Below are 12,503 nucleotides of genomic sequence, written 5' to 3' on the forward strand. Positions count from 1 at the left end.
TGTTAGACTTTGATTGGAGGTGATCGGGTTGAGAAAACTTTCAATCGTCTTTCTGATAGTCGTTTCCGCCCTTGTTTTCTCCTGGAGCGGTCACGAAGGTTTGACCTACTACATCGTGAAAGATATTGTACCAGATGAGATGGTCACCATCACACCGTACAACTACCAGGAAAACAGAGTTTACAATCTCTCAAAACTCGTTCTTGAAGACGTGTGTGGTCAAGATACGATATCTGCCTGGGAAGGAGCAATTTTACCTCCAAATCCCCCTCCTGAAGACGAAAAGGTTCCTGCCTGGCAGATCCTGACCGTGTACTCTTCGGAGCCGGATTGGGGAATGGACCAGGGCCTCGATCTGTCACCGTATCAGTTCCTCATAGGAAACAGTCAGGGTGTGCGTCACATGAAGTATCGAATCCTTGGCCTCGAGTTCTTCGAAGCGGACAAGAGTTTTTACTACTTCCACGATATGGCAAAAGAAGCCTTTAGAAAGGGAGACAGATACTGGGGCTACAGGTTCCTCGCCAGGGCTCTTCACTACATCGAAGATCTATCACAGCCCTATCACAACACTCCTGGTGAGGTGGGAGAAATCTTTCAGGCACTCTTCGACAGATCCATCATGAAGATGTTGATGAACGCCCATTACGTGTACGATGATTATTTAGCGTATCTCATCTATTCCGGAGATGAAGAAACGATAAAAACGATCGAAGAAGCTACACCTGTATTTTTGAAGTCCGAGTGGCACCTCGTTCAGGAAGTGAGAAAACTCGCTTTATCGCACTTTCCAAAAGTCCACAGAGAGATAAAGAAGGTCTTTGGAGAAAAACTGAAAGAAAGAACGGGTGATCTGGAAAGCTTCACCGTTGTCTCTGTTGAAGAATTCAGAGAGGCGGATCGGAGAGGAGACCTCGTTCTTTTGAAACGTTACACCCTTGAACTCATAGGGAAGGTATCATCGTACTTGAAGGGATACCTCATAGATTTTCTCAAGGCCGTGAAATCTTTTTGAGCGCCTCTTTCAGGGTTTTCCAGGCAAGAATGAAACACTTCACCCTTGCGGGGTAGTTCTTTATGTCTGACATGAGTGTTACGTTCTTCAACTTTCCCTCATCGAAGTTTTCACCCCGGCTCATTTTTTCTGCCTCTTCGATGAGGGAGAATATTTCTTCTACCCTTTCTCCGACGATCCTCTCCAGCATCAGAGAAGCCGAAGCCTGACTGATAACACATCCCATTCCCTCGAATTTGGCATCTTTCACAACACCGTCTTCCACCTTCAAGTAGAGTGTGATTTCGTCGCCACAAGAGATGTTCTTTCCCTCTTCGATAACGGTGGCATCGTCCAGTTTTCCTCTGAATTTTTTGGAATTCGCGTAGTCCAGGATGGCTTCCGAGTACATCATCTTGAAAACCACTCCTTTACTTTTTTCACACCTTCAACGAGAATTTTAACATCTTCTTCCGTGTTGTAGATGTAAAAACTGGCTCTGCAGGTGGAGTTTGGAAAATCGATTTGCGACTGTTCTTTCAAAATACTCATCAGAGGCTGTGCGCAGTGGTGCCCACTCCTTACGGCTATTCCAAACTCCTGATCGAGAATGTGAGCCACATCGTGCGGGTGTATTCCCTTTACATTGAACGAGACTATCCCGTGCTGTCTTTCGTCGAGTGGGCCGTAGATTTCTACTCCGCCGATTTTCATCATCTCTTTCAAGGCCATCTGAGTGAGCTGTTCTATCTTTTCATGAACTGAATCGAAACCCGTTTCTTTCAAATACCTCAAGGCTTCCCTGGATGCGACTATATCCGCTATGTTTGGAGTTCCCGCTTCGAACTTGTAAGGTAATTCGTTGAATGTGACGTCTTCGAGGGACACTCTGTCGATCATCTCTCCGCCGTAGAGAAACGGTTCCATCTGTTCCATCAGCTCTCTCTTTCCGTAAAGCACACCCACACCGGTGGGACCGAGCATCTTGTGGAGTGAAAAGGCAAGAAAATCTACTCCTATCTCCTTCGGTTTCACCGGTTCATGAGGTATCAGTTGAGCACCATCCAGGAGAATGATGGAATTAGGAAAGACGTTTCTCAGCTCTTCAACGGGTATTCTTTGACCGGTCACGTTGGAAAGGCCTGTTATGGCAACGACTTTCGGGTTTTTGTCTCTGTGTTTCAACAGGTCATCCATCTCGAGTGTTCCGAATCTTCCCGAGGGCTTGATGAAGTCGATCCTGTACCCATGGAGTTTCGAAAGTCTGAGCCAGGGGACAAAGTTCGCGTGGTGTTCCAGAAGGGAAACCAGAACCAGATCGTCCTCTTTCAATATGCCACTCCTCAGAAGGGACACCACAGCGAGATTTATGGCCATGGTGGTGCCCGAGGTGAAGATTATCTCCTCTGGAGAAGCACCTAAAAACTCTGCGAACTCCTCCCTGGTTTCCTCGAATTCGGTGGTGGCACGCACAGCGAGAGTGTGAACCGCTCTGTGAACGTTCGCGTAGCTGTTGTAGTAGAATTCTTCCAGCTTTTTCACGACCTGTTTTGGCTTCAGTGTAGTGGCTGCGCTGTCCAGATAAACGATCCTTTTTCCGTTAATCTTCATCTTCAGGGTGGGAAAGTCTTCATACAATCTTGTTGACAACACCTTCTACCTCTCCCTTCACCGACTCGTCCAGTTCGTCGAGCAGCTCGTTGAACACCCCTCGCACGATCAATTTCTTGGATTCTATCTCATCAACGCCTCTGGTCATCAGATAGAAGAGTTCGTCTTCATCGAGAGAGGAAGAACTCGCAGAGTGTGAAGCGGTGACATCGTTCTCGTCCACCCAGAGACTCGGAATGGCATCCATTCGGGCGTCTGGAGAGAGAACGAGTGTGTGTTCTGTTTCTTCTGCGACGATGTTCTTAGAACCTCTTTTCACATCCAGGATTCCACGGAAAACGATCTTTCCAGCGCCATCCACTACACCATTTCCCTTCAGCTTTCCTTCGGCGTCCTCTCCCTCAAATCTCATGAGGTAGAGCAAATCGGTTATTCCTGATCCATTCTGGTAGAAGAAGGATTTTATATCGGCTTTGCTCGATTTGTTCAATTTCACAAGGATATGCCCGGTTTTTCTGTAACCGAACGCTTTGAAATCCCTCAACACGAGTCTCGCACCTTCTTCGAGAACGATGAACACGTTGTCGAAAGAAAAATTCCCAAAAAAGTCCAGATTGAAGAACTTCAGCGATGCGTTCTTTTTCACCAGGATCCTCATCACCGTATTTCTGAATCGATCCGTGCTGGAGAGCTTGTAGATCTCCGCCTCTTTTTCGACGACCACGAGTACGTTTTCGATCCCGTCTCCGTCGAATCTCATCACGTGTTTTCCATCGCCGTATACTCTGAAATCCGTAAAGAACGTATCTCCAAGAAGAACGAATTTCCTGTGAGCACCTTCGAAGTCCAGCCTTTCAAGGAGCGAGATATCAACATCGAGGTCTATCCACTTGAAAGACAATTCTGGAAGAGACATACCATCGAGATTACACCTTTTCCATCTCGGAAATCCCCATTCTTTGTACTCCTGGTACTTCTTCTTTCTCCACTCTTTCAGAGGGCCACCGGTGTTCTCCAGGGCCTTTTCAAGCACTTCGTAGTCGTAATCGTTTTCGGAAAAAATCTGAGGAGTTTCCCAAACGACCGCTTTTTCACCGTCATGTTCTATCACCAGAGTCTTTTCCATAATGAACACCTCACCCTATGCTCTTCTCTATTTCCAGTTCGAGTAACTTGTTCAGCTCAACGGCGTACTCGAATGGAAGCTCTTTCACCACGGGTTCAACGAATCCTTTCACTATCATCGCCTTTGCTTCCTGTTCAGAGAGCCCCCTGCTCATGAGGTAGAAAATCTGGTCTTCCCCTATCCTTCCAATCCTCGCCTCGTGCCCGACGTCTGCCCTGTCTGTTTCCACTTCTATGATCGGAACGGTATCACTCTTCGATCGGTTGTCGAGCATCAAAGCCGCGCACTCAACGGAGGCCTTGCTCTTCACGGCTTCCTTTGTGATTTTCAAAAGGCCTCTGTAGAAAGCCCAGCCTCCACCGAGAGAAATGCTCTTTGCGCTGACGATCGAACTCGTGTATGGAGCGAGGTGAACAACCTTGGAACCGGTGTCCATGTGCTGTCCCGGTCCCGCGTAAGTGATGGACATGCTCTCTGCCCTTGCTCCTTTTCCCTTGAGTATGGTCATTGGATACAACATTGTCTTCTGACTTCCCAGTGAGCCCGAGACCCAGGTCATCGACCCTTCTTCGTCGACTATCGATCTCTTTGTGTTGAGGTTGTACGTGTTCTTGCTCCAGTTCTGAATGGTGAGGTACTTGACCTTTGCGCCTTTTTTGACGTATATTTCGACCATTCCAGCGTGAAGATTGATGATGTTGTACCTTGGAGCAGAACAACCCTCTATGAAGGTAACTTCACTGCCTTCTTCAGCGACTATGATGGTGTGCTCGAACTGCCCCATACCGGGATTGCTCATCAGAAAATACGCCTGAAGCGGCATGGGAATTTTCACACCCGCCGGGACGTACAAGAAGGTTCCACCGCTCCATATGGCTCCATGAAGAGCAGCGAACTTGTGATCGGTGATGGGGACGAGTTTCATGAAGTATTTCTTCACAAGATCGGGGTACTCCCTCACAGCGCTTTCCATATCGAGGAAGATAACGCCCATCTTTTCAAGCTCTTTCTTCATGTTCTGATAGACAATCTCCGAGTCGAGCTGAGCTCCCACACCCGCGAGGTACTTTCTTTCCGCTTCCGGTATCCCGAGTTTATCGAAAGCCTCTTTCACCTCTTCTGGAACTTCTTCCCAGGAGGTGCTCTTCTTCGCGTCGGGTTTTATGTAGGAGACTATCTTTCCGAGGTCGAGGCCGGATATGTCCACACCGAATCTGGGATTGTGCCACTCGTTGAACACTTTCAGTGATTCTAACCTGTGCTTTAACATCCACTCCGGTTCATCTTTCGCACGGGATATCTCTTTTATCAGCTTCTCGTCAAGACCGGGAGGTGCTTTGTAGGCGGTCTTCACCTTCGGCACGAAATTGAATCGTGAATCGTCAATTATCAGTCTTTCCATCATCTCACACCCTCCAGGGAGTAGCCCTTCTCTTCTATTTCGTCTGCCAGTTCCGGACCGCCGCTTGTGACTATACGTCCATCTACGTAAACGTGAACCTTATCTATTCTCTTCAAGTGATCGAGGAGTCTTTTGTAGTGCGTGATGATGAGAAGTGTCACTCCCTCTTCGTTCAGTCTAGCTATCAGATTTGCGATCAATCTCAACGCATCGACATCGAGACCCGAGTCTATCTCATCGAGGATGAGCAGTTTCGGTCGAAGGAAGAGACTCTGAAGGATCTCAGACCTTTTCTTTTCTCCACCGGAAAATCCGACGTTCAGGTACCTTTCTAGGAAATCCTTGTCTAAACCGAGTTTTTCAGCGGTTTCCTCGAGTTCTTTCCTCAACTCCAGGTAGTTTTTATCCTCTCCATGAATCCTCCGATGAGCTGTGATGAGAAACTGAGAAAGCTTCACTCCCTCAACTTCGTATGGATTCTGAAAAGTCATCATTATACCGAGTTTTGCTCTCTCATTTGGGGGCAGATCCTTTATGGAATTTCCTTCAAAAACGATGTCTCCTTCCGTCACAATGTATCTGGGATTTCCCATGATGACGTTCGCGAGGGTCGATTTTCCGCTACCGTTTGGACCCATGAGAACGTGGACTTCTCCCTTTTCTATCTCCAGATTCACGCCCTTCAATATTTCCTTGTCTTCGTCTCTCAGCTTCGCGTGCAGATTCACTATTCTGAGCATTTCGTTCCCTCCTCTTATGTTTTCCTAATTGATTATAACACACGTGCGGTTGTTATGAATAAGTTTTGATTTTTGTAAGGTTGAAATAATCTTTCTGACGATGTGGTATAATAAAAAAAGGAGCCGGGGTGGCGGAATTGGCAGACGCAGCGGACTTAAAATCCGCTGGGGTTCACAACCCCGTGTCGGTTCGAGTCCGATCCCCGGCACCACCCGGGCACCTCCAAAAAGGTGCCCTTCTTCTTTGAGGAGGGAGCGAACATGAGAGTTGAACTCCTCTTTGAAAGTGGAAAATGTGTGATAGATCTCAATGAGGAATACGAGGTCGTCAAATTGTTGAAGGAAAAAATTCCATTCGAAAGTGTCGTGAACACTTGGGGCGAGGAGATATACTTCTCAACTCCTGTGAACGTTCAGAAGATGGAAAACCCAAGGGAAGTAGTTGAAATAGGAGACGTTGGATACTGGCCTCCGGGAAAAGCGCTGTGTCTGTTCTTTGGGAAAACTCCCATGAGCGATGACAAAATTCAACCAGCGAGTGCTGTAAACGTGATAGGAAAGATCGTGGAAGGGCTGGAAGATCTGAAAAAAATAAAAGACGGCGAAAGAGTCGCCGTCAGATTTGCATCCTCATGATGTCTCTGTAAGCTTCCACGATTCTGTTTCTTACTTCGACGGTGAGCCTCAACGCTATGGAAGCCTTCTCGGCTTCTATTATAACCTCGTGTATGTTGCTTATCCTGCCCTGGGCGAAATCATCCGCTGCCTTCTCGGCTTTCTTCTGTATGTCGTTTACCTTTTCCAGGGCTTCTTTCAGCGCTTCTGAAAAGTTGTTTTCATTTTTCTTTTGAGTCTTTCCACTCTGGCTCAAAGGGCCGAGCCCCTCTATCCTGTCAACCATCACCCATTACCCCCTTCCTATCTGAAGGGCGCTGTTCACCATAGCCTTTGTCACATTGAAAGCCGCCACGTTCGCATCGTATGCTCTCTGCGCGTTTATTAGATCCACCATTTCTCTAACGATATTCACGTTGGGCATCCTCACGTATCCGTTCTCATCCGCGTCAGGGTGTGCGGGATCGTACACGAGTCTGAACGGTGAAGGGTCTTCCTCTATTTTTACAACTTTCACCCCAGCGCTTTCTATTTTACCATTTGGTGTTCTTCTCAGATACTCGGCGAACACAGGTACCTTCCTCCTGTAAGGTTCTCCTGTTTCAGTTCTGGTGGTTTCAGCGTTCGCTATGTTTGTTGAGACGATCTCGACTCTGAGTCTCTGAGCGGACATTCCAGTTGCGCTGATGTTCATGATCTCGAATTCGCTCATCATCTGACACCCCTCAGCACGGCATTGTACCTATCTATGTTCAGCGACATGAGTCTGGTGAGCACCTGATACCTGAGTCCATTCTTCACAAGCTGGACCATCTCGTAATCGATATCAACATTGTTTCCATCGTTTCTCATGGTGGTTGTGTTGTCCACAAGAACACGTGGTTCTACGACATTCTTTGAACCGATGAGGTGCTTTTCGTTTGTCTTCGAAAGCTTCAGTTTCATTTCTGATTCCTTCAAAAGTTCCTCGAATGCCACGTATTTTCTTTTGTAACCGGGTGTGCTCACATTTGCTATGTTCAGTGAGTGAACGTTCTGTCTCAAAAGAGCAACGTCCATCGCCTGTTTTAGCGTGTAGAAGTTCGTGTTGAACATCTTCACACCTCCACTATTACTTTTCTTCGACTGAGGCTCCAATTCCTAAAACTTCCTCTAGGTTGTTTTCTATGTCGTGTTCTATAAGCTTCGATATGATTTCGTCCAGGTCTCCATCGAGGATCTCCTGCAGTCTATAAGAAGTGTAGTTTATTCTATGATCCGTAACTCTGTTCTGGGGGAAGTTGTAAGTTCTGATTTTTTCGCTTCTCTCACCAGTTCCTATCTGTGATTTTCTCTTCTGCGAGATCTCCCTTTCTTTCTGTTCCTTCTGTAGCTGGTAGAGTCTTGCTCTGAGGATCCTCAGAGCGGTTTGTTTGTTCTGATACTGAGATCTTTCGTTCTGACACGAGACCACTATTCCCGTTGGAAGATGTGTGATCCTCACAGCGGATTCGGTCTTGTTGACGTACTGTCCACCGTGTCCCGATGCCCTGAAAGTTTCTATCTTCAAGTCTTCCGGCCTGATTTCTATATCCTTTTCTTCAATCTCTGGAAGAACGGCAACGGTAGCGGTGGACGTATGGATTCTCCCTCCAGACTCTGTAACAGGAACTCTCTGGACTCTATGGACACCGCTTTCGTACTTCAAAATACCGTAAGCGTTCTTTCCCTTCACAAAGAAGACCACTTCCCTTATTCCACCGAGATCCGTTTCGTGGATTTCAGCGACTTCGAGGTTCCAGCCTTTTCTTTCTGCGTACCTGGTGTACATTCTGAACAGATCCCGCGCGAAGAGAGCGGCTTCTTCTCCACCTGCGCCGGGTCTGATTTCTACGATTGCTTTATCACCCACTTCTGAAGAAAGAAGCAAGAGAAGTTCTTGATAGAGCTGATCGAGTTCTTTCTCGTACTTTTCTATCTCCAGTTCATTTTCTCCTTCTTCTCTCAAAAGTTCGATGAACTCTTGAGTTTCTTTTATTCTGTTTGTGATGTTCTCTATTTCTTCTATCTTTGCGTATTCCATCCCGTAGTTCTTCATCTGTTCGGGAGTCAGATCTGGCCTGGCGAGGAGCTTTTCGATCTCTTTTTTCTTTTCTTTCACTATCGAGGAGATCTTCTCTACGAGGGCTTCATTCCTAATCTTCGAGCCACCTCCTCCTGGTTCCTGGCAAACTGCAGAGCGGATTCTCTGGATATCTCTCCTTTGAGTGCGGCTTTCACGAGTGCGTCATCGAAGAGGACCATTCCGTGTCTCGCACCAGCCTGTATCAGAGATTCGAGCTGGTGGAGTTTGTTTTCTCTTATCAGGTTCCTCACGGCCGGAGTTCCCACCATGATCTCCAGGATCGGAGTGAAACCTATTCCGTTGGCTTTCGGTACAAGCCTCTGATAAATCACGGCGATCAAGGTGTTCGCGAGCTGAAGAGCGATCTGTCTTTGCTGATGTGCTGGAAAAACATCTATGATTCTCTCAGGTGCGGAAGCCGCGGAGTTCGTGTGAACCGTGGCAAGAACGAGGTGTCCCGTTTCCGCCGCGGTGAGAGCGAGAGCCATTGTCTCAAGGTCTCTCATTTCTCCCACGAGGATCACATCCGGGTCCTGCCTCAGAGCGTACTTCAATCCGTTGTAGAAAGAGTCCGTGTCTGAACCGAGTTCTCTCTGGTGAATCACAGATTTTTTGTTTGTGAAAACGTATTCTATCGGGTCTTCTATCGTTATTATGTGGTGTGGGAAATTTTCGTTGATGTGATCTATCATGGCGGCGAGTGTGGTGGATTTTCCGCTTCCTGTGGGACCAGCCACCAATATCAAGCCGTACTTTCTCTCAACGAATGTTTTCAAGATCTCTGGTAGTCCCAGTTCCTGAAAAGTTCTGATCTTTTTTGGTATCAACCTGAAAGCGAGAGCGGGGTTTTTTCTCTCGTAATAGAGGTTTCCCCTCACCCTTATCGCTTCTGCCACGGTAAAGGAAAAATCCACTTCTTTCGTTTTAGGTGGGAACGGCTGTCCGATCTCAGTGAACAGATCTTTCAGAGCGTTCATTATAGATTCTTTTGTGAGTTTTCCGTACTTTTCCTGAGGTACAAGGTCCCCATCTATACGGTAATAAGGAGGGCAACCCACCGAGATGTGCACATCGGTTGCCCTCAAACCGTACGCTTCTGTGATGATCTTCAGAAAAGAAACTTTCATGTCTTCCACGCTGTCACTTCCTTTCTCCTTTCAAAACAGCCAGACACCTTGGACAAACTCCCGGGAAATCTTCGGAAGTGGAGATCTCCGTTGTGTATTTCCAGCACCTCTGACATTTTTCACCCTCTGCGTGTTTGACGGTCACCTCTACCAGTTCTCCTTTCAATTCTCCCGAAGCGTCCGAAAGGGATACCTTCGATACTATGAAGAGTTCTTCGAGTATGTCTCTGTATTTTTCCAGAAGCGCTTTGATGGTGTCATTTTTGGGTACAAGTACGACCTCAGCGTCGAGAGAGTGACCGATCACATCTTGCTGTCTCTTCTCCTCGAGGGCCTTCAACACGTCTTCTCTTATGGAGAGGAGTTTTTCGAAATCTTCCATGAGCTCTCTATCGATGAACTCTTCTTTGTACTCTGGCCAGTATTCCGCCTGAACCGTCTTGTATTTTCTGTCCTTTTCATGAAGGTGGGAGTAAACCTCTTCCATCGTGAAAGTCATGATGGGTGCAAGGATCTTCATCAGGGCAATGAGAATTTCGTGCATCACCGTCTGCGCCGATCTTCTGTATATTGAATCCTTCGCTTCCACGTAGAGTCTGTCCTTTACGACGTCCAGGTAGAGGGAGCTGAGTTCTGTTGTGCAGTACTTCACCACGAGATTGTAAACCTTCGAGAATTCGTAGCTGTCGTAATATTCGGTGGCGCGTTTTATGATCTCCTGCAGTCGTCCAAGGGCCCATCTGTCGATCGTCAAGAGTTTTTCATAAGGAACTCTGTCGAGTTCAGGATCAAAGCCCTCTAGATTTCCAAGGAGGAATCGGAACGTGTTTCTTATCTTCCTGTAAACTTCCGTTTGTTGTTCGACGATCCTCATGGATATCTTTATGTCGTTGAAGTAGTCGCTGCTCGCAAGCCACAGTCTCAGAATCTCGGCACCGTATTTTTCCACCACTTCCATGGGATCCACTACGTTTCCGAGGGACTTGCTCATCTTTCTTCCCTGTTCGTCCTTTATGAATCCGTGTGTTAGCACTTCTTTGTAAGGTGCGGACCCCCTCTTTGCGACGGCAAGGAAGATGGAAGAATGGAACCATCCCCTGTGCTGATCGCTACCTTCAAGGTACATGTCGAGGGGGAACGGGTGATCTTCTCTCTTCGTGGTTATGTATTCGAAGGAGGCACCAGAATCTATCCATACGTCGAGTGTATCCAGCATTTTTTCGAAAGATCGCTTGCCGCATTTTGGACACACGAAATCTTCGGGGATGAGTTCTTCCACCTCTTTTTCAAACCAGGCGTTTGTACCTTCTTTTTCAACGATTTTCATGAAGTGTTCTATCACCTTCGGATCGAGAGTCACTTCTCCGCATTCCTTGCACTTGACCGCTGGTATGGGAGTTCCCCAGACACGCTGTCTTGAGATACACCAGTCGGGCCTTTCCTCCACCATGGATCTGATTCTGTTCCGGCCCCATTCCGGTATCCACTTCACCTTGTCTATTTCTTCCAGCACTTTCTGCCTGAGGTTGTTGTGATCCACAGAAATGAACCACTGCTCGGTTGCTCTGAAGATCACAGGCCCCTTACAGCGCCAGCAGTGTGGGTAGGAGTGTGTGATACTTGACGCGTGAACCAGGATTCCTTTTTTCTTTAGATCCTCTATGATCACCTCGTTGGCATCTTCTATGAACATTCCCTTGTATTTTCCCGCTTCTTCCGTGAAACGTCCCTCCTCATCAACGGGAGAGACGATGGGAAGACCGTATTGCACATGACCGTAGATGTAGTCTTCTTCACCGTGACCGGGGGCTATGTGGACACAGCCCGTTCCTGTTTCGAGAGATACGTAATCGGCAAGAATGACTCTGGAGGTTTTGTCATCGAAGATGGGATGAACGAACTCTTTTCCTTCCAGATCCTTTCCTTTTATTTTCTCGACGACATTGGAACAGTCGATTCCAGTCTCCTTCGAAAAAGCATCGAGAAGATCTGTTGCGATGACCCATTTTTCCTCTCCGACCTTCACCACCGAGTATTCGTAATCCGGGTGCAGAGCGATACCAACGTTTGCCGGTAGTGTCCAGGGTGTTGTGGTCCATATCACGATGAAGAAATTCGGATCTTCTTTGGATCTGAACTTCACGTATATGGAAGGAGATTTATGATCGTGGTATTCGATTTCCGCTTCCGCGAGGGCAGTTCTGCATCTCGGACACCAGTAGATGGGTTTCAACGATCTGTAAACGTTTCCCTCCTCTACAAGGGTTTTGAAAACATCCAGTATTTTCACCTCGTAGTCTGGCTTCAGCGTGATGTATGGATTTTCCCAGTCTCCCCGAACACCGAGTCTTTTAAATTCTTCTCTCTGTATATCAACGAATCTGAGAGCGAATTCCTCACACTTCTTTCTGATCTCCGCGGGTGACATTTCTTTTATCTTTTCACCCAGTTCCTGAGACACCCTGTGTTCTATGGGAAGACCGTGGGTGTCCCAGCCAGGAACGTACGGTGCCCTGTATCCTCTCATCGTTTTGTATTTGACGACGATGTCCTTCAGAATCTTGTTCAGAGCCGTTCCGATGTGGATGTGGCCGTTTGCGTACGGAGGCCCATCGTGCAGAACAAAAAGGGGTTTTCCTTTTCTCTGTTCGAGTACGTAGTTGTAAAGATCCATCTTTTCCCATTCTTCGAGAAACACTTTTTCTTTGTTCACCAAGTTTGCCTTCATCGGAAATGAAGTTTTTGGCAAGTTCAGCGTGTTTTTGTAGTCCATCAACTCTTTAC

General features: G+C 47.2%; 13 protein-coding genes and 1 tRNA gene. 3 read left to right on the forward strand and 11 right to left on the reverse strand.

Annotated features, from left to right (window positions below):
- Positions 1 to 28: 28 nt before the first annotated feature.
- A complete protein-coding gene (locus TPET_RS07210) occupies positions 29 to 1,015 on the forward strand; it encodes a phospholipase C/P1 nuclease family protein (protein ID WP_011943880.1) in 987 nt (328 codons plus the stop codon).
- On the opposite strand, the gene sufU is transcribed toward TPET_RS07210, so the two are convergent.
- From sufU to sufC, 5 genes are read right to left on the reverse strand one after another with little or no spacing between them, the layout of a single operon-like run.
- Positions 993 to 1,409, reverse strand: coding sequence for a Fe-S cluster assembly sulfur transfer protein SufU (gene sufU, locus TPET_RS07215; RefSeq protein ID WP_011943881.1), 417 nt, complete (start codon positions 1,407 to 1,409; stop codon positions 993 to 995). The genes TPET_RS07210 and sufU overlap by 23 nt on opposite strands.
- Positions 1,406 to 2,647, reverse strand: coding sequence for a SufS family cysteine desulfurase (locus tag TPET_RS07220; protein WP_011943882.1), 1,242 nt, complete (start codon positions 2,645 to 2,647; stop codon positions 1,406 to 1,408). The genes sufU and TPET_RS07220 overlap by 4 nt, the downstream gene beginning before the upstream one ends.
- Complete coding sequence (locus TPET_RS07225; RefSeq protein WP_011943883.1) at positions 2,625 to 3,731, reverse strand: SufD family Fe-S cluster assembly protein; 1,107 nt, start codon at positions 3,729 to 3,731, stop codon at positions 2,625 to 2,627. The genes TPET_RS07220 and TPET_RS07225 overlap by 23 nt, the downstream gene beginning before the upstream one ends.
- A 10-nt stretch (positions 3,732 to 3,741) precedes the next feature.
- Positions 3,742 to 5,136 (reverse strand): Fe-S cluster assembly protein SufB, encoded by a 1,395-nt coding sequence (gene sufB, locus TPET_RS07230; protein ID WP_011943884.1) that lies wholly within the window; start codon positions 5,134 to 5,136, stop codon positions 3,742 to 3,744.
- Entirely contained in the window at positions 5,133 to 5,873 is a 741-nt protein-coding gene (gene sufC / locus TPET_RS07235; RefSeq protein WP_004081564.1) for a Fe-S cluster assembly ATPase SufC, read from the reverse strand. The genes sufB and sufC overlap by 4 nt, the downstream gene beginning before the upstream one ends.
- 122 nt (positions 5,874 to 5,995) lie before the next feature.
- Between sufC and TPET_RS07240 the strand changes: the two genes are divergently transcribed.
- Both TPET_RS07240 and TPET_RS07245 read left to right on the forward strand, forming a co-directional pair.
- Positions 5,996 to 6,085 (forward strand) — tRNA-Leu (locus TPET_RS07240).
- Positions 6,086 to 6,134: 49 nt separating this feature from the next.
- The gene (locus TPET_RS07245) at positions 6,135 to 6,509 is read left to right on the forward strand and encodes a cyclophilin-like fold protein (RefSeq protein WP_011943885.1); all 375 of its coding nucleotides are present in this window, start codon (positions 6,135 to 6,137) and stop codon (positions 6,507 to 6,509) included.
- Here TPET_RS07245 and fliE read toward each other — a convergent pair.
- Genes fliE through ileS form a run of 6 tightly spaced genes read right to left on the reverse strand, consistent with a single transcriptional unit; the run spans position 6,490 to position 12,492 of the window.
- Positions 6,490 to 6,774, reverse strand: coding sequence for a flagellar hook-basal body complex protein FliE (fliE, locus tag TPET_RS07250; protein ID WP_011943886.1), 285 nt, complete (start codon positions 6,772 to 6,774; stop codon positions 6,490 to 6,492). The two genes, TPET_RS07245 and fliE, sit on opposite strands and share 20 nt — an antisense overlap.
- Before the next feature lie 6 nt (positions 6,775 to 6,780).
- The gene (gene flgC / locus TPET_RS07255) at positions 6,781 to 7,203 is read right to left on the reverse strand and encodes a flagellar basal body rod protein FlgC (RefSeq protein WP_011943887.1); all 423 of its coding nucleotides are present in this window, start codon (positions 7,201 to 7,203) and stop codon (positions 6,781 to 6,783) included.
- Positions 7,200 to 7,583 (reverse strand): flagellar basal body rod protein FlgB, encoded by a 384-nt coding sequence (gene flgB / locus TPET_RS07260; RefSeq protein ID WP_004081560.1) that lies wholly within the window; start codon positions 7,581 to 7,583, stop codon positions 7,200 to 7,202. The genes flgC and flgB overlap by 4 nt, the downstream gene beginning before the upstream one ends.
- 16 nt (positions 7,584 to 7,599) lie before the next feature.
- Positions 7,600 to 8,628, reverse strand: a complete 1,029-nt coding sequence (gene prfA, locus TPET_RS07265) for a peptide chain release factor 1 (protein WP_011943888.1) — start codon at positions 8,626 to 8,628, stop codon at positions 7,600 to 7,602.
- A gap of 17 nt (positions 8,629 to 8,645) precedes the next feature.
- Entirely contained in the window at positions 8,646 to 9,728 is a 1,083-nt protein-coding gene (locus TPET_RS07270) for a type IV pilus twitching motility protein PilT (RefSeq protein WP_004081558.1), read from the reverse strand.
- Positions 9,729 to 9,732: 4 nt separating this feature from the next.
- Entirely contained in the window at positions 9,733 to 12,492 is a 2,760-nt protein-coding gene (gene ileS, locus TPET_RS07275) for an isoleucine--tRNA ligase (protein ID WP_011943889.1), read from the reverse strand.
- Positions 12,493 to 12,503 lie beyond the last annotated feature (11 nt).

It is taken from the genome of Thermotoga petrophila RKU-1 (genome assembly GCF_000016785.1).
In the GTDB taxonomy this organism is placed as follows: Bacteria; Thermotogota; Thermotogae; order Thermotogales; family Thermotogaceae; genus Thermotoga; species Thermotoga petrophila.